At 44.3% G+C, this 24,941-nt stretch carries 21 protein-coding genes and 1 pseudogene; 8 read left to right on the top strand and 14 right to left on the bottom strand.

Annotated elements, in window-relative coordinates:
- Positions 1 to 26 precede the first annotated feature (26 nt).
- The gene (locus tag AC6RV6_RS25065) at positions 27 to 935 is read left to right on the top strand and encodes an ABC transporter permease (RefSeq protein WP_500243616.1); all 909 of its coding nucleotides are present in this window, start codon (positions 27 to 29) and stop codon (positions 933 to 935) included.
- A 37-nt stretch (positions 936 to 972) separates the two neighbouring features.
- A complete protein-coding gene (gene proX, locus AC6RV6_RS25060) occupies positions 973 to 2,046 on the top strand; it encodes a glycine betaine/L-proline ABC transporter substrate-binding protein ProX (RefSeq protein ID WP_500243615.1) in 1,074 nt (357 codons plus the stop codon).
- Positions 2,047 to 2,158: 112 nt separating this feature from the next.
- Here proX and AC6RV6_RS25055 read toward each other — a convergent pair whose 3' ends face one another.
- Positions 2,159 to 5,743: a class II glutamine amidotransferase domain-containing protein gene (locus tag AC6RV6_RS25055; protein WP_500243614.1), complete on the bottom strand. Its 3,585-nt coding sequence runs from the start codon at positions 5,741 to 5,743 to the stop codon at positions 2,159 to 2,161.
- A 380-nt stretch (positions 5,744 to 6,123) separates the two neighbouring features.
- On the opposite strand from AC6RV6_RS25055, the gene AC6RV6_RS25050 reads away from it, so the two are divergent.
- Complete coding sequence (locus AC6RV6_RS25050; RefSeq protein WP_500243613.1) at positions 6,124 to 6,468, top strand: late competence development ComFB family protein; 345 nt, start codon at positions 6,124 to 6,126, stop codon at positions 6,466 to 6,468.
- 48 nt (positions 6,469 to 6,516) lie between these two features.
- Here the strand turns inward: AC6RV6_RS25050 and AC6RV6_RS25045 are convergent, their stop codons facing one another.
- A complete protein-coding gene (locus tag AC6RV6_RS25045; RefSeq protein WP_500243612.1) occupies positions 6,517 to 8,748 on the bottom strand; it encodes a PBP1A family penicillin-binding protein in 2,232 nt (743 codons plus the stop codon).
- A 10-nt stretch (positions 8,749 to 8,758) separates the two neighbouring features.
- Entirely contained in the window at positions 8,759 to 9,259 is a 501-nt protein-coding gene (gene lspA / locus AC6RV6_RS25040; RefSeq protein ID WP_500243611.1) for a signal peptidase II, read from the bottom strand.
- A gap of 515 nt (positions 9,260 to 9,774) precedes the next feature.
- Between lspA and AC6RV6_RS25035 the strand changes: the two genes are divergently transcribed.
- The 3 genes from AC6RV6_RS25035 (at position 9,775) to AC6RV6_RS25025 (ending at position 11,450) form a co-directional block, all read left to right on the top strand.
- Positions 9,775 to 10,662, top strand: coding sequence for a hypothetical protein (locus AC6RV6_RS25035; protein ID WP_500243610.1), 888 nt, complete (start codon positions 9,775 to 9,777; stop codon positions 10,660 to 10,662).
- Between the two features lie 104 nt (positions 10,663 to 10,766).
- Complete coding sequence (locus AC6RV6_RS25030) at positions 10,767 to 10,988, top strand: hypothetical protein (protein ID WP_500243609.1); 222 nt, start codon at positions 10,767 to 10,769, stop codon at positions 10,986 to 10,988.
- A gap of 18 nt (positions 10,989 to 11,006) precedes the next feature.
- Complete coding sequence (locus AC6RV6_RS25025) at positions 11,007 to 11,450, top strand: hypothetical protein (RefSeq protein WP_500243608.1); 444 nt, start codon at positions 11,007 to 11,009, stop codon at positions 11,448 to 11,450.
- A 24-nt stretch (positions 11,451 to 11,474) separates the two neighbouring features.
- Here the strand turns inward: AC6RV6_RS25025 and era are convergent, their stop codons facing one another.
- Both era and AC6RV6_RS25015 read right to left on the bottom strand, forming a co-directional pair.
- Positions 11,475 to 12,407, bottom strand: coding sequence for a GTPase Era (gene era / locus AC6RV6_RS25020; protein WP_500243607.1), 933 nt, complete (start codon positions 12,405 to 12,407; stop codon positions 11,475 to 11,477).
- A gap of 17 nt (positions 12,408 to 12,424) precedes the next feature.
- On the bottom strand, positions 12,425 to 12,814 hold the full coding sequence (locus tag AC6RV6_RS25015) for an allophanate hydrolase-related protein (protein WP_500243606.1): 390 nt from the start codon (positions 12,812 to 12,814) through the stop codon (positions 12,425 to 12,427).
- 129 nt (positions 12,815 to 12,943) lie between these two features.
- Between AC6RV6_RS25015 and AC6RV6_RS25010 the strand changes: the two genes are divergently transcribed.
- Complete coding sequence (locus AC6RV6_RS25010; protein ID WP_500243605.1) at positions 12,944 to 14,107, top strand: ABC transporter ATP-binding protein; 1,164 nt, start codon at positions 12,944 to 12,946, stop codon at positions 14,105 to 14,107.
- 78 nt (positions 14,108 to 14,185) lie between these two features.
- Positions 14,186 to 15,499, top strand: a complete 1,314-nt coding sequence (locus AC6RV6_RS25005) for an ABC transporter substrate-binding protein (RefSeq protein WP_500243604.1) — start codon at positions 14,186 to 14,188, stop codon at positions 15,497 to 15,499.
- Positions 15,500 to 15,519: 20 nt separating this feature from the next.
- On the opposite strand, the gene AC6RV6_RS25000 is transcribed toward AC6RV6_RS25005, so the two are convergent.
- The 9 genes and pseudogenes from AC6RV6_RS25000 to AC6RV6_RS24960 all read right to left on the bottom strand — a co-directional run bounded on the left by AC6RV6_RS25000 (position 15,520) and on the right by AC6RV6_RS24960 (position 24,847).
- Positions 15,520 to 16,044: a methyltransferase family protein gene (locus AC6RV6_RS25000; protein ID WP_500243603.1), complete on the bottom strand. Its 525-nt coding sequence runs from the start codon at positions 16,042 to 16,044 to the stop codon at positions 15,520 to 15,522.
- A gap of 48 nt (positions 16,045 to 16,092) precedes the next feature.
- Positions 16,093 to 16,761, bottom strand: a complete 669-nt coding sequence (gene nth, locus AC6RV6_RS24995; protein ID WP_500243602.1) for an endonuclease III — start codon at positions 16,759 to 16,761, stop codon at positions 16,093 to 16,095.
- A gap of 97 nt (positions 16,762 to 16,858) precedes the next feature.
- Positions 16,859 to 17,947 (bottom strand): RIP metalloprotease RseP, encoded by a 1,089-nt coding sequence (gene rseP / locus AC6RV6_RS24990; RefSeq protein ID WP_500243601.1) that lies wholly within the window; start codon positions 17,945 to 17,947, stop codon positions 16,859 to 16,861.
- 96 nt (positions 17,948 to 18,043) lie between these two features.
- Complete coding sequence (locus AC6RV6_RS24985) at positions 18,044 to 18,436, bottom strand: glyoxalase superfamily protein (RefSeq protein WP_500243600.1); 393 nt, start codon at positions 18,434 to 18,436, stop codon at positions 18,044 to 18,046.
- Between the two features lie 193 nt (positions 18,437 to 18,629).
- Entirely contained in the window at positions 18,630 to 19,451 is an 822-nt protein-coding gene (locus AC6RV6_RS24980) for a HipA family kinase (RefSeq protein WP_500243599.1), read from the bottom strand.
- Between the two features lie 93 nt (positions 19,452 to 19,544).
- On the bottom strand, positions 19,545 to 20,486 hold the full coding sequence (locus tag AC6RV6_RS24975; RefSeq protein ID WP_500243598.1) for a phosphate ABC transporter substrate-binding protein: 942 nt from the start codon (positions 20,484 to 20,486) through the stop codon (positions 19,545 to 19,547).
- A gap of 111 nt (positions 20,487 to 20,597) precedes the next feature.
- Positions 20,598 to 22,697 (bottom strand): calcium-binding protein, encoded by a 2,100-nt coding sequence (locus tag AC6RV6_RS24970; protein ID WP_500243597.1) that lies wholly within the window; start codon positions 22,695 to 22,697, stop codon positions 20,598 to 20,600.
- Positions 22,698 to 22,739: 42 nt separating this feature from the next.
- Positions 22,740 to 23,108: pseudogene (locus AC6RV6_RS24965) on the bottom strand (calcium-binding protein); the annotation flags it as partial.
- 107 nt (positions 23,109 to 23,215) lie between these two features.
- Positions 23,216 to 24,847, bottom strand: coding sequence for a calcium-binding protein (locus AC6RV6_RS24960; RefSeq protein WP_500243596.1), 1,632 nt, complete (start codon positions 24,845 to 24,847; stop codon positions 23,216 to 23,218).
- Positions 24,848 to 24,941 lie beyond the last annotated feature (94 nt).

Raw genomic sequence — 24,941 nt, 5'->3', positions numbered from 1 at the left:
TCTCATTTACTGACTCAAAATAACTGATGATTTTAAACCCCTTTGAACTGTATACAATTCCTCTAGAAGAATGGCTCAAACCTATTATTAATGTTCTGGTCGATCGCTTCCATCCGTTTCTGCAAGCAACAATCGGGACTCCAGTTGGCTTTGTTGTCAATAGTCTTGAATTCTTCTTGCAAGAAATTCCTCCTCTGATCTTCCTGATCGTTTTGGGGTTGTTGGCATGGCAATTTATTGGCTGGAAAATGGCCGCTTATAGTATATTGGCACTGAGTTTTGTGGGATTTATCGGAGCGTGGCCAGACGCAATGACTACTCTTTCTCTCACGATCGCAGCAATGCTTTTTTGCTTTGTCCTCGGCATTCCCTTGGGGATTCTCGCATCAAGAAACGATCTCATCGAGAGCATATTGCTACCCATTCTCGATACCATGCAAACTCTGCCTCCTTTTGTGTATCTCGTTCCCGTCGTTATGTTATTTGGAGTGGGGATGGTTCCGGGGACTATCGTGACTATCATTGCAGCGCTTCCACCCTTAATTCGTTTAACGAATGTCGGGATTCGCCAAGTTTCTCCTGAAGTTGTTGCCGGTGCTTTTGCCTTGGGTGCAACTGCTACTCAAGTCCTTTGGAGAATACAAATTCCTCTAGCCATGCCGACAATTTTAGTGGGAGCGAACCAAACAATTATGCGAGCGCTCTCTATGGTTGTCGTTGCTTCTATGATTGCTGTGAGAGGCTTAGGTATGATGGTATTGAGAGGAATCGGACAATTGAATATTGAATCGGCTATTGTGGGAGGAATCGGGATTGTAGCGATCGCTATTCTCCTCGATCGGTTTACCCAAGCTCTCGGTCAGCCTCAGAAAATTCCTTGGCAACAACGCGGCTTTATGAGTTTCCTATTGTCAATAGAAGGGAAAACAAGGTAATATGTCGCCCATCAAAAAGTCGCAAACCACAAGCAATATGACAAAATTTAAATCAAAATTTAAATTCTCTATTTTAGGAATTATTTTTTCGCTCTTATTTGTTGGAAGTTTGGCCTGTCAGCAATCCAACTCTATCGGAAACAATTCTTCTGAAGCAGAGATAACCCAATCTTCGGAAGATTTACCCGGGGCTGGCGTAAAAATTAAACCTGTCACTTACAATTTACCAGAAGGTCTTTTTCTGACTCAGATCGTCAACAAAGCCTTAGAAAAATTGGGGTATAAAGTCGAACCGACTTTAGAAGTTGAAACTGCTCTCATGTATATTGCGATGGCAAATGGAGATGCAGACTACACGCCAACTTTTACAGAGCGATTGCATAATGATTTTTATGAAGGAAGTGGTGGAGACGAACAATTTGTCAAATTGGGAGTCAGTATGCCCCAACAGATTTTTGGGTATCAAATTGATAAAAAAACTGCCGATAAATATAACATCACCAATTTAGAACAATTAAAAGACCCCAAAATTGCCCAATTGTTCGATCGCGATGGTAATGGAAAAGCCAATATAACGGGTTGTAATCCTGGTTGGGCTTGTGCTTTAGTCATCGAACACCACTTAGATGCTTATGAGTTACGAGATACGCTAGAACACGATCAAGGACAATATGTGGCTTTAATTGCCGACATGATTAATCGTTATAAAAAAGAGGAATCGGTCTTATTTTTTGCGTTTTTACCTTATTGGCTGGGTACGGTTTTAAAACCTGATGAAGATACCATTTGGCTAGAAGTTCCCTATACCGATTTACCGGAAATCCAAGGGGATGTTTCCGAAAAAGAGACAACAGTTGATGGCAAAAATCTCGGTTTCATTGCCGATCGATGGAGAACGATCGGCAATCAAGAATTTATTCAAGCAAATCCTGCGGCAAAAAGGTTATTTGAAGTAATTCAACTTTCTCGGGAAGACATCAGTATTCAAAGCCAGCGCATGCAAAAGGAAGGAAATAGCCCGAAAGATATTGAGCGTTATGCTAATGAATGGATTGAAAAAAATCAAGCAACTTTTGATGGTTGGATTAAAGAAGCCTTGCAGGAAAATTAATCAATATAATGTTTCGATGGATAAACAATTGCGAACTGGTGACTGGTTCGATGTGCGTTCCCTTGCGTCTTACGCCGACGCGGGGTCGCATCGCTGGTGACTGATAACTGATTTAAAGCCATCCTTTTTTCGCTTTGGCGATTTTGGGGGGGTGAACGGGTTCTACGTCGTAAAATGTGCCCAACCCTTCGTATTCTGCTAAATAATCCGACTCGTAAAGAGTGCGGACGCGATCGCGAGGGCGATCGATATTGACTTGAATGGGTAAAGTTGCCCCCGTTTCATCGAGAAGGAAGCGATCGGCGAGTCGTTTGGACTGTTCGATATTGCTCAATTCTAATGCCAAATCTTTTAATAATTTTAAGTAGGTTTGATGGTCGATCGCTTCGGTAGCAAAGCGATGAATTTTCACGCGTACTTCTTGTTTTTGGCTGTGGAGAAAGCCACCGATTTGATGTAGTTGTTCGTAGTCGGAGGCTTCTCCAGCAAGGAGGGATAAGGTTGTAAAAATGGCTTCCCGTCGCCGTCCTTCCATGCGATCGAAATAGTGAGTGCGATCGCACATTTCTAAAAACTCTCGTAAGACCGATCGCGCGACATTTTCCACCTGCGATCGCAAATCTGCGGAGATTTCCGAACTTGTGGGATCGACTTGACACAATAAATCTACAAGAGGGCGATTCCATTGTTCGATTTTTTGAGCAATTTCTTTCTTTTTCAAACCCCAGAAATAGGAAATTAAATGAGAAACGACGATAGCTTGAAAGGGATACAAAACAATACTATCTGCTGGATAGGTAAAAATATAATCTGGTGCGTAGTCGGGAATATTTTGTAAGGTTTCGCGATCGCTTTGGTGGGCGATAAAAAAGGAAGTTGCGACTCGAGGACCGATTTCGCTGGCAGATTTCAACGCCCGGGCATGGAAAAATGACCAACTGGGGGGCGGTGCATTGTGCCCCAAAATCGATCCCAATGCGTAACGCGTGCGGCGTTTCATATGAGCATATTTGCCATGTTGGAACTGGAAGAAATGCCAACCCGCAAACATTTCTTGAATCATTTCGGCGGCTTTATGAGCCTGTTCTTCTGGGACTCCATCTACATATCCTGTGTAGACGAAATCAAAGTTTCCCCCGACTAATTCAGCACACATTCTTTCAATTTCAGAAATGAGTTTTTTATCGCCGACAATTTCTTCAATCACATCTGGCAATCGTGCTAATTCTTGATAGATTTCTTGGGCGTATTCTGAAGAAATATCGCCGCGAATTTCGCCGATATAAGTATGTAAAGCCAATTGCCATTGTAGGGAAGCCATTGCAGCAAAAGTAGACCCCACGCACTCTTCTTCTGGTAAGTTGGTAATCCCCGCACCGGCTGCCGGATGGATGATCGCATCAAGTCCTCGGCCAATATTTCCTAATGGACTGGCTTCGATATTGGTAATGGCATAAATCCAAGGTGTTTTAGTAGCGATAAAATCTTGTAAATGCTGGGGTAAATCTTCCCGTAAGGTGTCGGGTTTAATGAGGGAGCGCAGTTCTTCTAAACGTGCTTTTGCTACAATGGTTGCGGCTAAATTGCGATCGCGATGTTGAATTTCTCGCTCAATTCGCGCAACGACTGAGGGCAAGCTAGCCAGTTCGTGGGTTAATTTAATAGTATCGGAAGTTCCCCCCGAATTCGAGTTCGCCACAAATAACGTTTTACTACTCGCAGAAGGAGGAATCGTATCCGACCCCGTAAAGCCATCTAAATTCATAATCGGGAGAGTATTTAGACAGAGCTTTCGCGCCATATTTCCCGCGATCGTATTGATAAGAAAAGAAGTTCCTGCTGCACCAGTAATCATCTGTTGTAGTGCTTGAATCCGTTGATGGCGTAAGGTTTCATTTTCTGTCCCCATCATTAAGCCAATGCCACTTTCTCCGGTGCGAAGTTTCACCGTACCATCATAAGATTTGGAAAATAATTTCTCGGTGTTTTTCCGTAAGGCTAAAGGTTGAATAACAATAATTTCTTCCCCGTATTTATTGTAAGGACAGGGAATTGATTGATTCTCTAAATCTCGATATTCAATTTTGAAAACTTTGAGGGGGGCTAAACGTTCTCGGCGAATATCTGTGTGAATATAGGCCTCTGTTTGGTTCTGTTTTTCAACACTAATCAAGGGGATTTCGCGACCGCGATAGATATTGAATAATTTGACCCGACCATCGGCACTAACCTCGACGATTTCACCGGGGAGAACGTCGTAAATAGGAGCAACACCTTCAGTAATATAAGCAGTTGCTTGTAGGTCTTTTAAAAATTTAACCTCTTGAGCAATTTTATCAGCAATTTCGATTTTTCCTTCGGTTAGAGATTCGGGATTTAAGAGAATAACTTGCTCTTTCAAGGCATTTTCTTCAGAAGCGGAAAGAAAGGAAACGCGGTTATAGTTCTTCAGATCGTAAGATTTGGGAATATAAAAGATGAGTTCTCCGCCTTCTTCCCCTCCGCGTTCTGTGCCTCCACGCAACATATTAAAAGTCCCGCCACTTAATAACCCGTGACTGGGTTTGCCAAGAGGAGTAAAAGATTGGAAAGTAAACTTATTTTCTGGGTTGGAATATTCAAAAATGCGGGCGACGAGGGCGGAAGCAATTGTAGTTTGTTGCGCTCCTGCTTGTGCCATTGTTGTCGCTAAACCTAACAATTCAGCAATTTTTTCACTGGCTAAAGATTGTTTATCATCTCGCAAAAAACCCTGTTGTAAAAATTCTTGGATCGGTTTGCCATTGTTATTACAAAAGATAATAATTTTATCGTTCAGTTTAACTTGTAGTTCTTTCTGGGCAAATTGTTCTCCTAATAAATAATGCCCGATATAACCGCTACTGTCGGCCATTGCGATATCGCTATCGAGATAATCTGGATCTACATAAGCGAGACGGTGTAAAGCAGGGGCAAGGCGATCGCTGCGGAGATGTTCGTAGAGAAAGCGTTTGAGGGCGGGTTCGACACAGGAATCGGAGTTGGAAGAAAAGCGAAATCCTTCGTAGCTTAAAAACTTTTTGTATCGGGACGCATCATTGATATCGCCATTGTGAGTGTCAGAAAAGATGCTTTCTCCGAGGTCGCGATCGCGATCTTCAAAGAAAAGTTGTCCCTCTTGACTGAGTTGATAAATTCTGATCTTGGGCAGCGTCAAACATTCTTGATGAGGGTGGGCATTACTTTCAGAATACATATCCCCTTGGGAGGCTTGACGAACGTGAGTTTCCCAATTAGTTACAAATTCTGTGTTCTTTAAATCTACACGATTTAAAAGAGTCTCCCAAGTTTTTAGTAAATCTCCTCCATCCCGAGAGACTTTAACCCCTGTTAATGCTTCGGTTTGAATGCGGGTGGTGACTTCAGCCATTTCTGCATGAGAGAGTCCGCGATCGCTGCGATCGCATTCCTCCACGAGGTCTAAGATGGCATTGAGGGAAATCGCCCCGATCGCCATTCCTGCGGCATCGTAGCCGGCTTTGGTACTTTTCTTGGAGCAATCTTCAGCCAGTGCCGTCGCGTAGGTCGTGCGATCGTGCAATGTCGCTTGAATCATATTGCTCGGGCGCACTCGATAAGTTCCTGTTTCCGGGTCTTTGGTAAAAAACAGGTGTTCGATTTTAACAGGACTCAGAAAAACGTTGAAGTTACGGCACATGAACAAGTATCAAGTATCAACAGGTTGATTGGATATGCTGAATTGAGTTCCGCATCTCTGCTCCCTATCGGGAACGCTAACACGAACGACTTCAATTATCAATTATCAACGATGAATTATCAATGCGCGATCGAGGGTTATGCCTTTCTTGCTTCTTTGCTATCTCAAACAAGCATAATTACTTAATATCGGGAGTTGACAAGGCTCGTTTTTTGTGTAACAAGATATGATGCGATCGTGACTCAAAGCAAAACCATAAGAATTATAAAGATTATTTGGTTTCATACACTACCGTTTTATGTTTATAATTGACTTAGATAGCAAGAGCCGCTATTAGTCTGCTGGAAGAGTTTTTAGGAGGCATTTGTAGGAGGATGTATATGACAAAAAACTTGGTCAACTTGACTCTCTTATTAGTGAAAGAAGATATCGACCAAATTCTTGCAGAACAGCCCGATCGCATCCAGAAAGATTTTCTTAAAAGAGATTTATTTCCGGATTTAGTTGCTTATGTCTTAAGTCGAATTCCTAACAACTATACTGTATTTGAAGAAGGAAAAATTCCTCCCATTCAATCCTATCTTCTGCACGAATCGGCGGAACGACAATTAGCTCGAGAAACAATGGTTCGTCAAGGCATTTATTTTGTTTTGGAAAAGAGTTGTAATAAAGCTCTGCCGACAACCCATCTAAAAAAGAATAAAATTCCTCAGTTATCGGTGTAGGGGAGAGAAGCAGGCAACAAAGTTAAAGCATAATATTAGCTCATAATATTAACGCACGATTTGGCGCATATAACGTCCCCAGAGTTGTGCTGCTTGGGAACTACTACCACGAGTGGGAGAATTATTGTCATTGCCCAGCCACACTCCAGTTACGAGTTGGCGTGAGGGGATGTAACCAACAAACCAGAGATCCACAGCGCGATCGGTCGTCCCGGTTTTGCCGGCTTCTCCCCAGCCGATCGCGGCACGTCCTCCGGTTCCGCCTTGGATGACTCCTTGTAATAAATTGGTGAGGGTTTGTGCAATCGTGCGAGAAATGGCTTGTTGAGTAGCATTCCTGTCCCGAGCAAAATCGTAAATAATGCGACAGGTTTGGAGATTATTGGGATCGGTACAGTCGCCACTATCGAGAATGCGCCGAATGGCATGGGGACGATGCCATAATCCATTATTCGCCAATGCCCCATAAGCCCCCGTTAACTCCAAGACATTGACCTCGCTTTCTCCTAAAACCAATCCCGGTGAGGCGCGTAATTGAGATTTAATCCCCAAGCGTTTTGCCATCGCGATCGTTTCGTTTAAGCCAGCATCTTTCATCACTCTTAGGGCGACCGCATTTTCCGACTGTGCCAAGCCGCGATACATATCAATATTACCGCTACTGCGCTCGCAACCCCGATAGCGCTGTCCCAGCCATGAAACAGGGGTGCAAGCATAGGTTTTATCGGGGGAATTTCCTTCTGCGATCGCTGCCGCATAGGCAAAAGTTTTAAAGGTCGATCCCGGTTGTCGTTGTGCTTGGGTTGCCCGGTTGAACTGACTTTGAGCATAATTCACTCCCCCTACCATAGCCAAAACTTCCCCAGTTTTACTATCGAGAGTGACGATCGCCCCCTGTTGGAAATTCAAGCGCGATCCGTCTCCTTCCACGGCATTTTTTAAGGCTTTTTCGGCTTCCTTTTGCTTGGCAATATCTAACCCCGTCTCAATAATAAAATTGCCTTCTCTTGCCAGTGTTTCCCCTAATAATTCCTGAATTTCTGTAAAAACGTAGCTATAAAAATAAGGGGCAATAGTGCTGGATAGCGCTTTTTCGGCTTCCGGACTGACTTCGATGCGCGATCGCCGCGCCCGAGTCGCTTCTTCTTGGGAAACCATCCCCAGTTGTGCCATGCGAGTCAGAATGCGATCGCGCAACTGTACCGCCGTTTCGTAATCCTGCACCGGATTATAACTATTGGGGGCGGGTAAAATTGCCACCAAACTTGCCGCTTCTGATAGGGTTAAATCCGCCGCCGATTTATTAAAATAAAACCGGGACGCATCTTCAAACCCATAACTGCCAATTCCCAAATAAACGCGATTCAAATAGGTTTTTAATAATTCATCTTTGCTATAAAAAGTCTCTAATTTCAAAGCCACGATCGCCTCGCGAATTTTCCGCCCCGCCGTATTCGATCGCCCAGTATATTCAGGATATAAACTCCTTGCTAACTGTTGGGTAACCGTGCTTCCTCCTTGGGCAATACCTTGTCTTTGAATATTAATAATTACCGCCCGCAAAATTCCCAAAGGATCGACTCCCATGTGCCAATAATAGCGACTGTCTTCCGAGGCAATCACAGCTTTGGGAAGATAGGGAGAAAAATCACCTAAACGCTTGAGTTCCCGATGGGCATCAGTACGCAAAGGACGCAGAGGAGTTTGTCCGTCCCGGGCGTTAATCACCACAGGACCTTGCACCCCCAAAGGTAAGGGATGAATGGGAATTTTCGTCCATTCTAAGAGAATTAATGCCGTAATAATTCCCGTAATTCCACCGACTCCATAGAGACTGTAACGCAGGAGGCGTACCCATAAAGGGGGCGGATTGTGAAATTGAATGCGAACCCCATTGGCTAATTCGGGAGGACCGAGAGTCAAGACATCCCCATGACGAAGAAAAAGAGCATCCAAGCGCCTTCTTTTGATATAAACTCCGTTGGTTGATTGTTCATCTCGGAGGAGAAAATTATTTGGATGCTTGCGATCGCGAGTCAAAGATAAATGCACTTGACTCACCACGGGATTTCGCACCACAATATCGCTTTGACGAGAACTTCTCCCTAAAGTATATTTATCGCCAATTAACGGATAAATATCAGCTTGGTCGGCATTTTCTTCCTGTACCCACAACTCTGGAACCCTCGCCCCCGGTTTGAGGGCAAATGCCGTATTAACCTGCGCCTGAATGGTTTGGGCAATTTGGGTGAAAATTTGGGTAACAGGGTTATTAGCCATTTGTTATTGGTTACTCGTTATTGATTATTTCTTTCCTCGGTGGAGTTTGAAAAAAGGCCGCATATAAGAGAAAAGCAATGCCTATATTAATGAAAGTATCAGCCAGATTGAACACGGGAAATTGAATCAAACGAAAATCGAGAAAATCCACAACGTGACTGTAGAGAAAACGACAAACTCCATTCCCGATCGCTCCTGATAAAATTAACCCATAGCCGAGTTGTTCGACGAGTCTCATGGGAGGACCTGACCACGCAAAAACTATCAGTCCCAAACTCACGAACAAAGAAAGCCATCGCAACCAGTCCGCCCCCCCACTAAAGAGACTGAAGGCGGCTCCGGTATTAACCACATAGGTAAAATGAAAAATTCCGGGCAAAATGGGAATGGTCTCGCCAAGGTTAAAGCCATTCATTACCCAATATTTACTCAGTTGGTCTAAAGTTAGCCCGATGAGGGCAGCGATCCAGAAGAAAAGATTTTTACGCAAATTGCCGCGTTGCGATTTCATAAATTTATCAAGTTCAGATTGGGCAATGCTTATTGTAGACGAGGAGTTGAGAGTTTTAGAGGGAAAAAATCTGTAAAAATTCGCGCTGTTGAGAACTGAGATTCTCGGTTTTTGGAGACTTTGAGGCAAAATACCCATGCCAAAATCACAGGTAAAAAATGAATTTTAGCCTTAGCAGCCACTCTTCCTCCAGTTGGGATGTTGTGTCCCGTTATCATCGCCGATCGCCCATAAACGATTCTCTTTTGGAGATACTTCGCGATCGGGCTGCACGTTCCCATCATATGGCAAAAAGGTGGCTTAAATCGTACCGGGATCGGGCTTGTGCAATTGACCGATCCATGCTTTTCCCGTCTTGCTGATTGGGCATTGCATCGCCTTTATTGCTAATACCAATATAATTGGCTTGGATTGCGCTGCGAACGCCGCTCTCGGAATAACCTTCAGATCGCAGTCAAATCGATTATTATGAGTTGACAGGCATTTAGTCTTCATTTTTCAAAAAATTAAGTTTTATGAACAAGGAAAAAGTTATTTCCCGCGAATATAAAATCATGTTAAAAGCCGAAAAATTTCGGGGAGAAACAACCAAAATCCTCTCTGCTTCAACTCTTTTTTGGCAAGATTTTCAAACCCGTATTGCTCAGATTGTTCCTGAAATTGAAGGGAATCTCAATCAGATCGAAAAGAACCGAACGATCAAGTTTTACGATACAAAAGAACGATTATTAAGAACGAGTAACTATGTATTTCGAGAGCGAATCGATCTGGATGAAAAGTCAAGGGAAGTAACACTAAAATTTCGTCATCCCGATCGTTATATTTCTCAAGATAGAAATATGGATGCTCGCAAAAAGAATAAAGGTAAAACTAAATTTGAGGAAGATATCAAGCCCGGATTTTTGAAACGCTACAGTTTTTCTACAAAACAGGAGATTTCCGAATTTGAGGAAGATATCAAGCCTGAATTTTTAAAGCTCTACAGTTTTTCTACAAAACAGGAGATTAACGATGGTAAAACTCTCAAGAATTTAGGGGATGTTAGCAATTTTTATCCCGATATTGAAACCAAAATCGATGGATTCAAAAAAGATAGAGAAATTGTTTTAGTGGGAGATTTTATTGCCCGAGAAGCTGTCATTACTGATGCTAAATTCACTATCCGAAAATCACCGCTTGTTAAAGCTGAATGTGCTTTGATTGTTTGGTGCGATCGCAAAGGAGATCCTCATAATCCTTTACTGGTTGAATTTAGTTTTAAATATGAAGATGAGAAGGAAGAATATACCGCTAAAATGGCCCAACGGGCTTATGAGGTTTTTCAAGAATTAACAAAGATGGGAGATTGGATCGATCGCAACTCAATGACGAAAACTGCTTATGTTTATCATTTAGATTCGTAACAATATTCCGTAACAATATTTCGTAACAATATATTGACTTTATCCCGATGATGCGATCGCGATCGCGCATAATAGAAGTGAAGTCATTAAAATAAAGGTAGATCGTGAACATTGCAGAATTTGATACCTTGGCCGATTTTTTATCGGGATTAGGTCAAGCAGAACTGGCAAAGCGATTAAATGTTTCTGAGTTAATGCTCCAAGAAATGAGTAAAACCTCAGATTTTGGGCGTTGGAGTCAAGAGAAAGATCCCGAAGGGGTATCGTGGAAGTTTAACCCTAAAAAAAGCTATCTTCCTAATCTTGCATTTAGCGAAGAATCATAAAAGTGTCGAGGTAAAATTATGATTTATAAACATACGCAAATTGGCATTACTATCTTAGCGATTCTTGCCATCACTGCTGCTCTAATTGTAATTATATCAATTTTTGTCGGTAAAGAAGCACCGATTTGGATACCGATCGCAACAGTTGGCTTTCTCGCTATTATTGCCATTCTTTTCGGTACTTTAACTGTTGAAGTAGAAGCCGGAAAACTGCGATGTTGGTTTGGATTAGGTTTAATTCATCAAGAATTTAATCTTGCAGAAGTCACCGATGTAAAAATCGTTAAAAACCGTTGGTTTTATGGTTGGGGAGTTCGGCGAATTCCCGACGCATGGATGTTTAATGTATCGGGATTAGATGCCGTACAAATGGAATTTGCTTCAGGGAAAAAATTTCGCATCGGAACTGACCAACCTCGGAGACTTGAAACAGTAATTTGTCAAAATATGACTAATACTTAATTCAGCCTCTAATTTTCAATGAATTTAATGTTCGACTTGATAGCCCAATTCTGCTAATTGTAAGCGAGATTGTCGCCATTTAGGTTTGATTTTGACAAAGATTTCTAAGTATACTTTTCCTAAAATTAACTTTTGAATTTGCTCTCGGGCGGCAGTACCGATCGCTTTTAACATTCCTCCTCCTTTACCAATTAAAATCCCTTTTTGAGATTTTCGTTCGACGCTAATGGTGGCAAAAATGCGAGTAATATTTTCCTCTTCAATGACGCGTTCAATGGTAACAGCAACAGAGTGAGGAACTTCTTCTCGAGTGAGCAGTAAAATTTGTTCGCGAATGAGTTCTCCCATGATAAAACGTTCCGGACGATCCGTAACCAAATCTGGGGGATAATAATAAGGACCCGGTGCTAATTTCGCGATAATCTGCTGTTGTAAATTATCGAGACCTTCTCCTGTTAAAGCAGAAAATTTAGTGATTTGCCAATCCTTTTTTTCTTGTAATTGAGCGTAGCTTTCATCATGATTTTGGGTAGCACGATCGCTTTTATTTAATCCTAAAATTGTGGGAGTCTTGCTATTTTTAAGAAGATTTGCGATATAGCGATCGCCTCCTCCTGCGACAGTAGAACTATCCACGACAAACAATACTAAATCTACCGCTTCAATGGCCATTTTTGCATTTTTAACCAAAACCTTTCCCAGTTCGTGGTGAGGTTTATGAATGCCTGGAGTATCAACAAAAATAATTTGCGCTTCAGGAGTCGTTAAAATGCCCTGTAAGCGGTTTCTTGTCGTTTGGGCAACGGGAGAAACAATCGCCACTTTTTGCCCGACCAATTGATTCATTAAGGTAGATTTCCCTACATTTGGCCGCCCGACGATGCCCACAAATCCTGATTTAAACTCGGGAGGAGCTAAAGGAATTGCCGCGATCGCAGATTGTTGCTCAATATTCATTGATGGTTGTTCATTATTCATTTATTCATTGATAATTGATAAGCCGTCCAGCCACCATACTTAGAAACATCGGTATAGTTTCGTTCTTCAATAATTTCGCGAGGATATAGCATTGCGATCGCCTCGCCTCCTCCTTCTAAAGCAACAGAAAAAGGATAAAGATGAGGTGGTTCATTGGCTAATAGATATTCGTATTGTTCTTGTGTCATTTCATAGAGTTCCCCCGGAATCGAAATCCCACCTTCTGCGACTTCATAAATACCGGGATGTTTGTCTTCAACAGAATGCAGCCGATAGCAAGGCTTAGTTTTAACTTCTTTAATAAACTTTGTTTCGGCAATAGTTTGATGATCCGGTTGTCCTCGCAACGCCGAACCGCAAATAAAAACAAATTGGGACTCTGACATCGTTTTTTTGCTCCTTGGGCGTGCAGTTTCTCAAAAAATTGTAGAGTGTTATACATTAACCGATCGCATTCTACCTGTATACAGAAGACGTTCGCGTTAATCAAATCTTAACTATTTTGCCCCTAGACCATGACCCAAGCCGCGCAACCGTTGCCGACTTCTCTCCCACCTCAATACGATCCCTTACATCCCGAGGCTCGCGGGGTAAAATTGCGATCGCTGACTAAAAAATACGGCTCTGTCGTCGCCGTGGAAAATATCACCCTTGACATTCCCGCAGGATCCTACTGTTGTTTGCTAGGACCGAGTGGCTGCGGCAAAACAACCACCCTGCGGATGTTAGCAGGACACGAAGAGGTGACGGGGGGGCAAATTTTCATCGGCGATCGCGAAGTAACAGCCCTGCCACCCGCCAAGCGCAATACGGCGATGGTTTTCCAAAATTACGCCCTGTTTCCACATAAAACCGTTTGGGAAAATGTCGGGTTTGGCCTGAAAATTCGCGGCATGAAAGAACGCGATCGCACCATTATTATCGAGGAAATGCTGGATCTGATGGGAATGCAGGAATTTGCCCATCGCAAACCCCATCAACTGAGCGGCGGCCAGCAGCAACGTATCGCCCTTGCACGCGCTCTCGCAACCCGCCCCCAAGTCTTGCTCCTCGATGAGCCTTTAAGCGCCTTAGATGAGTCGCTGAGAGTAAAAACCCGGTGGGAACTGAAAAAGTTGCAAAAAAAGTTCGGTATGACCTTCGTGCAAGTCACCCACGCTCAAGATGAGGCATTTGCGCTCTCCGATCGCATCGTCGTCATGGATCGAGGACGGGTAGATCAAGTCGGGAAACCCGCCCAAATTTATAGCCATCCTGCTTCTCAATTTGTCGCCCGTTTTGTGGGCGATAACAACATTTTTGTTGGGGAAGTCATGGGGAGTTCAAGAGATGGCGATCGAGAGGTCATTACCCTCGAAGTTGATGGCATTGGTACGCTTTTAGCAACAGGTCATGCCGTCGCGATCGGCACAAAAGCAGCCTGTTGCGTGCGCTCCGATCTAATGCACTTACATCCTTATTCTCAATCTTCTCAATTTAACTCTAACTCTCTGCCTGCTCGCATTATTTCTGTTGAATTCACAGGTTATATTACTCGCGTTTCCCTACTCCAAGAAAGCAACGAAAAAGAGTTATTATATAAGACTCGAACCGAAGACTGGCTCGCTGAAGAGTATCAAGAAGGGCAATTGGTTCATCTCAGTTGGTCGCCAAATGAGTGTATTTTTCTGTCTCATTAAAAACAAAAATCAAAAGAAAGAGTAAGTTAGATCACTCACAATCAATAACCAAGAACAAGCAACTAACAACAAATAACAATGTCAAATCTTTCTCGTCGTAGACTCATGCAAACCGGACTTGCTGCCGGTGCTTTTCTAACCGCTAAAGGCTGTACTAATAATAGTTCGGAGACAACGAAAAAAGAAACACCAAGAAGTCCAGAACTCAATACCAATAAAATCAAAGATGTCACGCTGCGTTTTATCGGTACAGGGGTTTCCCAAATTAATGACGTTGCCGAGCAAATCCAAAAAGATCTCGGTTTCAAGGTCGATACGCGGGCGCTGAGTACAGAGGAAAATAATCAAATTGCTATTACTCAACCCAAACAATACGACATTTTTGATGGAGAATATTTCAGCTTACCTTTAGTAATTCCTTCTGGAAATTTACAACCGATTGACGTTAAGAAAGTCAAGGATTTTGATAAAATCGTTCCCATCTTTACATCAGGGGAATTATATGCAAATGCTCCCGTTAATACTTCTCAAGGCACTGCACCGCGAAAAGTCATGTTTCTCACAGGAGAAGACTCAAAAGAATTTTCAGAAACGCCGACAGATTGGGCAACTTTAATTCCCTTTCAATATAATGCCGATACCCTCGGCTGGCGACCGGATTTAGTCGGCAAAAAAATTGAATCTTGGGCGCAATTATTCGATCCGGAATTTAAAGGCAAAACCTCAATTTTAGATATTCCTTCCATCGGTATTATGGATGCGGCAATGGTCATTGAAGCGTCAGGAATTATGACCTTTGGCGACAAAGGAAACATGACCAAAGAAGAACTCGATCGCGTCTCCGAAATTCTCATCGAACAAAAGAAAAACGGACAATTCCGTGCTTTTTGGAAAACCTTTGATGAATCTGTTAATTTAATGGCATCAGGAGAGGTGGTTTTACAATCGATGTGGTCTCCTGCCGTAACGGCTGTACGCGCAAGGGGAATAGAATGTACTTACGGTCCCTTAAAAGAAGGATATCGCGGCTGGGGAGGCGGTATTGGTTTATCTCGCAATCTTTCTGGAATTGAATTAGATGCGGCTTATGAGTATCTGAATTGGATGTTAGATGGCTGGTTAGGAGCATTCCTCGGACGACAGGGATATTACAGCGCCACACCAGAAAATGCGAAGAAGTTTATGAAACCTTTTGAATGGGATTTCTGGTATGAAGGAAAGCCTGCGAGTGAGGACATTCTCGATCCATTTGGCAAGAAAATTGCCGATAAAGATGCCGTGCGCGATGGAGGCTCTTTTAACGATCGCTTGGGCAATGTTGTTTGTTGGAATTCTGTCATGGACGAACAAACTTATCTCGTGCAAAAGTGGAATGAGTTTATTGCTGCTTAACTGCAATTATTCGCTCAATATTAATTAAGGTCTGTCATCCCAGATTGTTCCCAATGATGCAAGCGAGGCAGAAGTCGCGGTACATTTTGACAGTACTCTAAGTAGGAATCCCCAAAGCGTCTTGCTAGTTGGGGTTCCTCGATTTTTAACATATAGACTGAATGGATCGAGAAGAAAAAAAGCGCCCATGCAAAATGAGCGATCGATAACAAGAGAAAAGCCTCTGCCATGAGAATCAAGACAACCCCAGAGATCATAGGATTGCGAGCATAACGATAGAGTCCGCTAACGACAAGTTTCTGAGGGGGATCCCACGGTGCTAATGTACCTTGGCCTTCAGTAATAAAACGATGAAGAGAACCGAGAAAAAAGACTAAACCACAAAGAAAAATAATCGCTCCGATCGCTTGAGCAAAATAATCAAGCGAGGTAGTCCCAAAGGTTAAAGTTAAATGAAATTTTTGTGCGAGTAAGGTTGGAATGACGATGGTTACGAGGAAAGGTAATGCCACAATAGCGAGAATATGGCGGAGGAATATAGGCATGGGTACAATTTAAAATAAACTCAAAATTAGCGAACGGCAAACAATTGGTTATTGGTTATTAGTTATTTGCTCATTGAAAGGGCAGAGATCGGCTAAAGTACAATTTTGACAATCGGGTTTACGGGCTTTGCAAACCGCGCGACCGTGATAAATAAGGCGAATTGACCAATTTTCCCAATCTGCTTGGGGGAGAAGTCGCATTAAATCTCGTTCGATTTTGATGGGATCGCTATGTTCTGTTAATCCCAAACGGTTACTCAATCGTTTAACATGAGTATCTACCGTTACGCCAATATTTTTGCCAAACCCGTGAGCGAGAACAACATTTGCAGTTTTCCTCGCCACCCCCGGAAGTTGCAGCAATTTATCCATATAGGGAGGCACTTCACTATTAAATTCGGTGATGATTTTTTGACAAGTGCCTTGAATATTTTTCGCCTTGTTGCGATAGAATCCTGTCGAACGAATGAGAGTTTCGAGTTCCTCGCGATCGCTTTCTGCTAAGGCTTTTGCATCGGGAAAACGAGCAAATAATGCTGGCGTGACTTTATTGACTCGTTCGTCGGTACATTGTGCCGAAAGCATGGTTGCAACAAGAAGTTGAACGGTTGTTTGATAACTGAGACTACAGGTTGCATTAGGATAAAGGCGCTTGAGACGAACGAGAATTTCCAGCGCCCTTTGTTGATGACTCGCCCACTTACGATTTACACTCACGGGTGTGGTTATTAGTTATTGGTTATTTGTTGTTAGGAAATTAGCTTTCCTTCTCTTCTCTAACTTTCACTGAGTTTTTTCGTTGCTTATTCTCTATTTACTGAAACAACTTTTGAATAACTTCAAGATTGATTGTATCGCGGACAATGAGAAAGACACCTAAGCCGAGAAGTAAAACAAAGCCCGATTGCATGATACTGTCTTGAATGCGATCTGGGAGAGGTTTACCGCGCAGTCCTTCGATGAGCAAAAATGCTAACTGACCGCCATCTAATGCCGGTAAAGGTAAGATATTTATAATCGCTAAATTAATGCTAATTAGCGCACCAAATTGGAATAAACTTCCCGCATCAGAACGAGCTAGACTCGCGCCAATTTCAACGATTTTCACGGGTCCAGCCACTTGATTGGCGGTTTCGCTAAAGTTACCAATGAGATGAGCAAATCCTTGAAATGTTAAGACGCTAAGGCGTTGAAATTCGCTGGCACCTGCGTTTAAGGCGGCGATAGGATTTTGACGCTTGTGGAATAATTCGCCGTTGGGAGAAAGCATTACCCCAATTTTCCCTTGACCGTCTTCTCCTTTTTCTGGGGTAACTTGGAGAGATAAAATTTCTTCCCCGCGTTTGATTTTTAAGTCGAGAGGGCGATCGGGAGATTGTTGGATTTTTTCCATTAACTCGGGCAGGACGTTTGCTGATGCTGCGAGTTTCTGAGAATCAATGCTTAAAATAATATCTCCCGCTTCAATGCCTGCTTTCTGTGCAGCCGTTACGGGTTCGGTGACGACATCCGCGATCGCGACTCCGGGTTGATAGTTAAACTCGGGGGATCCCACTGTGGCGATTTGAGCAGTCAGGAGAAAGTAAGCAAAAATGAGATTGGCAATTACCCCCGCGCTAATCACGATCGCTCGATCTAAAATGGGACGGTTGCGGAGTAGGTCGGGATCGTCGGGAGGAATGTCGCTATCGGGTTCGTCATCGGGAAATCCGACAAATCCTCCGAGGGGAAAAGCTCGAATCGCGTATTCGGTCTGAGATCCTTGGTATTTAAGCAATACAGGACCAAAACCGATGGAAAAGCGATTGACGCGAATATTTTGCAACCGTGCGGCGGCAAAGTGTCCGAGTTCGTGTACGACGATTAAGAGGGCGAGAACCCCGATTGCTGCCAAGACTGACATAGAATTTTTTGCTCATTCTGAACGCTTAACATACTATATTGCCACATTCTCTTCCTAACTGCCCGATATTTTGGAAAAAGCGATCGCATTGAGGGGTTAAGTTGTCGAGCTATCCTCTTGAATATCTTGGGTAAAACGCAGGCGATTGCTAAAGGGATCGAGAACTTCCATCACTTTCGCATTCCAAGGCGCAATTTCAATTCCGGGACGGTTATACCGATAGTTTTTTTGACTTAATTCTTGGTGATATTCTGCAATATTTTGCATATTAACAACGACAGTTGCTCCGGGACTGCAATCGCCGGAATGTTCGGATAAGTGTAAGATAATCTTTCCTCTTGAAACCTGCATATAAATTGGCGTATCGGGTTCAAATCGATGCTCCCAATCTACTTTAAAACCCAGAAAATTCAAATAAAATTCTCTGGCTTTGGCTTCATCAAATATTCTGAAAATAGGAATAATTTCTGCAATGTTGAGAGCAGTCATTGTTTTTGATAGAGTAACATTCTCTTTTTATCTTAATTTAGTTTTCTTGTACTGTCAAGGTTGTTTTGGATTTTCGGTTTGACCGAGAACAATAGGCAAAATATTTTGTTAAAAGTATAGCATTTCAGAATTAGCGATCGCTTATAGCTGCATAGCAATAAAGTTCGATAGAGATCGCGATTCTTAATTATCGTTAACTTTCTTTTTGTAATGATTTGTGAGATAGCCACATATCCATAAATGGTCTAGGAGACTTCAATCGCTTCCATAAAAATGCTGCATAAGCCTGTTTTTTTCGTTCAATTTTTTCGGCAGAAGCTCCAGAATTTAGCAGAGGTTGGAGAAAACAATCAGGAATTTTAGAAACGGCATCTTGAAGAACGGTGGTTGATAGTCTCCTCGCCAATTCATCATCCCAAATATCAAAATCATGTGCTTTGTCCCAAAAAATATGATGGTTCATTGCATATGGCATATTACGTGGAGAGTCTTCTAAAACAGCCGACCAATTGTATTGGAAAGGAAGAGCGGCTCCACCATCAATCAGCCAAATTTTGTTGTGATAAAACATCAAATTTGGATTCCAAACTGTGCGATCGACATTCATCACCAAAGCATCTAGCCAAAGCACTTTGCAAGCGAAATCTTCATCAATTGTCTCAATTTCATTAGGATGTATATCTCTGGCTTCTTGCAAGTACTGAAATCCTAGATTAATGCCATAGCTTGCTGTCAGAAGATCTAGAAATTCAGCTTCACGATTTTCACTCTCGATCGCAGCATCAATTAAGATCAGGGCTTGACACGGAACCCATAATCCCAGAGCCTCAGCCAGTGCAGCAACCACGATCTCTGCTACTAATGCTGATGTGCCTTGTGCCGCACCACGCAACTTTGTTAGAAAATAACCGGCATCTGTTTCAATGACTATGGGGCGAGAGCTTCCACGTTTCTCAGATGAGACAATACGCCGTGCTGTATAGATTGGGATGCCCTGATAAATTGATAAAGTCATTAAACAATGAGCAGTAGGCTCAAAAAATCGGGTTCAACTGCAAAAAATATAAGCAGAAATTTGCGATCTATTAACACTTTGAAACCAAGAGAATTATTGACCCGCGATCGCTGCCTTCCCTTCATCAGAAGTAACATAGCCCAAAAAGGCTTCTACGCTACTCGTTGGCGGTTGTTTATAAACATAGGCAAGCTCTCGCTGGTAGGGATAACTCGCGGCTTCTGGCGTGACTCCATCAATCGGAACAACGCGCACGGTGCGCTGATCGGCGACTTGATTAAACGTTGCGTAACCAATCCCATCTCTTCCTAGTGCTTGCAACATTCCTGTTGTTTCATCTCTGGGCATTATTTGAATATTAGAACTCGTGCCAAAATTGCCCCCGTTTAACACAATACTTTTAAAGGCTTGGTGAGTCCCGCTAATTTCCGGGCGGTTGAGAACGCGAATTTGTCCTTGTGTTCCTCCGACTTGCGACCAATCTGTAATTCGTCCGGTAAAAATAGCAACAATTTGCGCTTGAGTTAAACCGCGTTGAAAGGGGTTACGGTTGCTGACAACGATCGCGATCGCATCTCGTGCAATGGGAATACTCACCAATCCTTGCCCTTGTTCTTGAGGAGTTAAAGGGCGAGAAATGGCCGCAATTTCTGCCCTTCCAGATAAAACTGCTTCTAGACCCTTGCTCGTGCCTCGAGATTGCCACTCGACTCCGGCTCCTGGATATTTTTCCTCAAATTTTTCCTGTAACGCCTTATTAATTTGCGCCATACTCGTCGAGCCATCAACTCTCATAAAAGTGCCAGCCGGAATGGAAGGAAGAAGCGGAAAAGTTGTTCCCGGTGCTGAAGTTGTGATCGGAGCCGTTGCCGGAGGCGGGGCATTGGGAGCCGTTGCCGGAGGATTGGCAGATGGAGGACTTTGAGTCAGATTACTGGATTGCCTGCGAGTCAACCACCAAAATCCCCCTCCTAAAATCCCCGCAGTCATTAAAAGTGCCAAAATGAGAGGAATCGTTTCATTTTTTTGGGACATGATTGCAATTTAACTTTCGGCATTGCTTCTTCCCAAACCTTAACATCAATTTGAATACTTTCAGGATACGAGAGAAGACTTCTCCTCGCATCCTATTTGTCAATGAAAATATTAACTAAAGTAAGAATTGTTGAGAAGTCCAGCCTCAATTCCGACTAAAGCAGCGAGAATATCTGTGCTGTTTTCAATACCAATAAGAGCACGACCGTTTTGGCTGCCACTTCCTTGAGTAAAGGTGAGATCATCGTAACTCAACGCTCCCCTTAAATCGAAACGGTCTTCATTGAAATCGAAGTCAAAGATGGTATTCAAACCGGAATTCGCTTCTAAGACAAAGGTATCGGCACCACTACCACCATAGAGACCATCCCAACCCGATCCGCCTTGCAAGGTATCGTTCCCATCGTTACCGTACAATAAATCGTTTCCTGCCTGTCCAGAGAGCAGATCGTGACCTTCCGATCCATTGAGAACATCATTACCGCTTTGACCGTAGAGAATATCATTACCCAACCCACCAAAGAGGCGATCGTGGTCGCTGCCGCCGTCAAGGTAGTCATTGCCCGTGCCACCTTTGAGAGTATCGTTACCTTCACTGCCATAGAAGGCATTGTTGCCATCTTCTCCGTCAAGGTCATCGTTGCCGGTATTGCCTTTAAGAAGGTCGTTATCAAATCCACCTTTGAGGGTGTCATTGCCGGCACCCCCGTCGAGGGTATCATTCCCCCGATCGCCGAGGAGAAGGTCGAAGCCGAGATCCCCGAATAAGCGATCGCGATCGCGTCCTCCATCCAAGGTATCGTTACCACTGCCACCGTAGAGACGATCGTCGCCATATTGGCCGAAGAGGGTGTCATTGTCATTGCCACCGGCGAGAGTATCGTTACCGTCTTGACCTTCTAAACGGTCATCGCCAGCATCTCCTTTGAGGTTATCGTTACCGCTACCACCATCAAGGGTGTCGTTGTCGTCTCCGCCTTCTAAACGGTCGTTGCCGGCATCTCCGTAGAGAAGATCGTTTTCACTGCCTCCATAAAGATCGTCGTGATTATCGCCACCATAAAGCAGGTCATTCCCCGCATCTCCCCAGAGGCGATCTTTACCGCTTTCTCCTTCGAGGGTATCTTCGCCGGCACCTCCCCAGAGGCGATCGCGGTCGGTTCCCCCCCAAAGATGGTCATTTCCGGCATCTCCTTGGAGGCGATCGTTGCCAGCATCGCCGTAGAGTTGGTCGTTATTGTCGCCCCCTTCAAGGATGTCATGATTTAAACCACCGTAAAGGAGGTCGTCTCCGGCATCTCCTTTCAGGCGATCGTTACCTGCTTCGCCATAGAGTTTATCGTTATTGTCTCCCCCTTCGAGGCTGTCATTGTTTAACCCGCCGTAAAGTTCGTCATTTTGATTGCCGCCGTAGAGTTTATCATTGCCGCTACCGCCAAAGAGGGTATCGAGGCCGTCTTGACCGTAGAGGCGATCGTTATTTTCGTCGCCGTAAAGTTGGTCGTTTTCGCTTCCTCCTTCGAGGAGATCGTTACCGGTTCCGCCATAAAGTTGGTCATTTTCGCTGCCACCGTATAAGCGATCGCTGCCGTCGTTACCGTAGAGGGTGTCCATGTCGGCATCGCCGTAGAGGATGTCGTTATGTTTACCGCCGTAGAGTTTATCGCGTTGGTCGCCGCCAAAGAGGGTATCTGCGCCATCGTCTCCCCAGAGGGTATCTTGACCGCTTCCTCCTTCGATATAGTCGCGATCGCCGTCGCCGTGAATTTCGTCGGAACCTTCGTTACCCAAGAGGCGATCGGTACCGCTTCCGCCCCAGATTTTATCGTGGAGGTCTCCGCCTTCTATGGTGTCGTTACCGGCGTTACCGTAAAGGGTGTCGCGATCGCCGTTACCGTAAAGGGTATCGTTGCCGGCACCGCCTTCGATATAGTCGTTACCGCCGTTGCCTTCGATGTAATCTTGACCTGCGTCACCATAGAGGCGATCGTAGTCATCTTGTCCGTAGATGCGATCGTTACCGGTACCGCCCGAAATTTGGTCGTCACCGCGACCGCCTTCGAGGGTGTCGTTGCCGGCATCTCCCCAGATGCGATCGTGACCTAAACCGCTATCTCCGGCTACGAAGTCATCGCCACCGCCGGCGTGAATGTCGTCGCTTTGGTCGCCGCCTCGGATGTAGTCGGCATCGCCAGTCGTGGTGTTACCCACTAAGTCACCCCAAATGGTGTCTTTTCCTTGGTTGCCGAAGATTGTATCTTTGCCAAGGCCGCCGATGAGGCGATCGCTGTCGTATTCGCCGTAGAGGGAGTCATTGCCGCGGCCGCCTTCGAGGGTGTCGCCGCCAATATCTCCCGTGAGAATGTTGTTTTCGGCGTTACCGATGATGCGATCGCCGCGTTTGGATCCGGCGACGTGGCGGAAGTTGCTGAGTTCATCGTTACCGCCAAACCCGTCTTTGGCTTTGCCGGTGGTGAGGTTAACATCGACTCCTCGGCGATCGCGACGATAGCTGACGGTATTGATGCCGTCGCCACCATCGAGGGTATCGTCGCCGCCACTGCCAATGACGGTATCGTTACCGAGTCCGGCGAGGATTTCGTTATCTTCGGCGTTACCGATGAGGAAGTCGCTATAGTCGGAACCGATAATATTTTCGAGGTTGCGGAGGGTGTCGATAGTGCCGTAACCATCGTAGGCTGTGCCGTTATTGATGGCGAAGTTGGGTTCTAGGTCGATGTAGTAGGAGTCGGGGTTTTTGTTGTTGACGTGATGGTTGCGGCGTTGGCTGCGATCGTTGTTATAAGCATCCAGTTGTCAATATTGACGGTTACGCCGTTGTAAGCGGTGCCGTAGTTGTTGGGGAAATAGATAGTTTCGGGGGAGGTATGATAGCTGACGGTATCGATATCTGCGCCACCGTCGATATAGTCGTTTCCTTGTTCTCCCATGAGGAAGTCATCGCCAGTCCCGCCATACATTTCGTCGTCCCCGAGGCGACCGTAAAGTTGGTCGTTTTCGCTACCGCCGTCTAAGAGGTCGTTACCGGTACCGCCGTCAAGATAGTCAATGCCTGCTTGTCCGTAAATTTTGTCGTGTCCGCTTTGTCCGAAGAGAAGGTCATTTTCGCTACCGCCGCAGATGTGGTCGTCTCCCGTACCTCCGTAGATGGTATCGTTTTCGCTACCGCCATCTAGGAAGTCGTTATCGGCGTTGCCTTCGATGTAGTCATAACCGGAGTTTCCGTAGATGGAGTCGTTACCCGTTTCTCCATAGAGGCGATCGTTACCGCTACCGCCTTCGAGGATATCGTTGCCAGTGCCACCATAGAGAGTATCTGCACCTGCATCGCCATAGAGTTTGTCGTGACCATCATTTCCTTTGAGAAGATCGTTGCCATCTTCTCCATGCAGTTCGTCATCTCCTAGACCACCGATGAGAGTATCATTGTCTGCACCGCCGTAGAGAGTATCATTTCCTTCGTCTCCATAGAGTAAGTCGTCTCCATCTTCTCCATGCAGATAGTCATCTCCTACATCGCCAACAAGAAGATCGTTATCTGCACCGCCGTAGAGAGTATCGTTTCCTTCCTGTCCATAGATTTCATCATCTCCATCTTCACCTCGCAGATCGTCATCCCCTACATCCCCGAAGAGAGTATCTTTACCTGCACCACCATAGAGACTATCATTTCCTTCCTGTCCATAGAGTCGGTCATTGCCATCCTCACCTCGCAGGTCGTCATCTCCTACGTCCCCGATCAGGAGGTCATTACCTGCACCACCATAGAGACTGTCATTTCCTTCATGTCCATAGAGTTCATCGTTACCATCTTCACCTCGCAGATCGTCATCACCTCCCCAACCGAAGAGAGTATCATTCCCTGCACCGCCATAGAGACTGTCGTTAGAATTATCTTCATTCCCAGCATCTAGGAAATCATTACCATTTTCACCATAGAGGGCATCTGTACCCTCTTCTCCGAAAAGGCGATCATTCCCATCTCCGGCATAAATAACATCATTATCTTCTGCACCCATGATCCGATTGTCGGATGAGTTGCCATAGAGGGTGTCATTCCCTGCTTCACCGTAGAGGTTTTCTGCCCCAAAGGACTCCGGTAAACTTAAAAAATCATCATCCGCTGTCCCAATATTTGGGTAAATACTATTGAAAGGAATTTCTACAGATATCTTGTTGAATAGAGGTTCTTCACCACCATTAAACATTGCATACAATTGATTAAAAGGTATACTTAATTCAAGATCGGATAACCCTAAACCACGACGCAAGTTATTTATTATTTCAAGATTAAGAAAATCCATCTGAAAGCTCAAGAAATCTGGAGACCATTCTGGCAAATCAATGAGGTTTCCACTGATATTGACATTCTTGATGATTGGGGTCTACCGAAGTTGTTGTGCTAAAAAGAGATAAATAGTACAGTAAAAATGA

This window comes from Spirulina sp. LEGE 11439, assembly GCF_059821285.1.
Note: the sequence above shows the minus strand (reverse complement) of the source record. Positions and strands in the feature narration are given on the sequence as shown.

Coding starts and splice junctions, on each gene's coding strand:
- AC6RV6_RS25035 (WP_500243610.1), top strand. CDS start 9,775: ATGAACAAGGAAAAAGTTATTTCCCGCGAATATAAAATCATGTTAAAA.
- AC6RV6_RS25015 (WP_500243606.1), bottom strand. CDS start 12,814: ATGTCAGAGTCCCAATTTGTTTTTATTTGCGGTTCGGCGTTGCGAGGA.
- AC6RV6_RS25050 (WP_500243613.1), top strand. CDS start 6,124: ATGACAAAAAACTTGGTCAACTTGACTCTCTTATTAGTGAAAGAAGAT.
- lspA (WP_500243611.1), bottom strand. CDS start 9,259: ATGAAATCGCAACGCGGCAATTTGCGTAAAAATCTTTTCTTCTGGATC.
- proX (WP_500243615.1), top strand. CDS start 973: ATGACAAAATTTAAATCAAAATTTAAATTCTCTATTTTAGGAATTATT.
- AC6RV6_RS25055 (WP_500243614.1), bottom strand. CDS start 5,743: ATGTGCCGTAACTTCAACGTTTTTCTGAGTCCTGTTAAAATCGAACAC.
- era (WP_500243607.1), bottom strand. CDS start 12,407: ATGAATATTGAGCAACAATCTGCGATCGCGGCAATTCCTTTAGCTCCT.
- rseP (WP_500243601.1), bottom strand. CDS start 17,947: ATGTCAGTCTTGGCAGCAATCGGGGTTCTCGCCCTCTTAATCGTCGTA.
- AC6RV6_RS25065 (WP_500243616.1), top strand. CDS start 27: ATGATTTTAAACCCCTTTGAACTGTATACAATTCCTCTAGAAGAATGG.
- AC6RV6_RS25000 (WP_500243603.1), bottom strand. CDS start 16,044: ATGCCTATATTCCTCCGCCATATTCTCGCTATTGTGGCATTACCTTTC.
- AC6RV6_RS25025 (WP_500243608.1), top strand. CDS start 11,007: ATGATTTATAAACATACGCAAATTGGCATTACTATCTTAGCGATTCTT.
- AC6RV6_RS24980 (WP_500243599.1), bottom strand. CDS start 19,451: ATGACTTTATCAATTTATCAGGGCATCCCAATCTATACAGCACGGCGT.
- AC6RV6_RS25005 (WP_500243604.1), top strand. CDS start 14,186: ATGTCAAATCTTTCTCGTCGTAGACTCATGCAAACCGGACTTGCTGCC.
- AC6RV6_RS25045 (WP_500243612.1), bottom strand. CDS start 8,748: ATGGCTAATAACCCTGTTACCCAAATTTTCACCCAAATTGCCCAAACC.
- AC6RV6_RS25010 (WP_500243605.1), top strand. CDS start 12,944: ATGACCCAAGCCGCGCAACCGTTGCCGACTTCTCTCCCACCTCAATAC.
- AC6RV6_RS24985 (WP_500243600.1), bottom strand. CDS start 18,436: ATGACTGCTCTCAACATTGCAGAAATTATTCCTATTTTCAGAATATTT.
- AC6RV6_RS24975 (WP_500243598.1), bottom strand. CDS start 20,486: ATGTCCCAAAAAAATGAAACGATTCCTCTCATTTTGGCACTTTTAATG.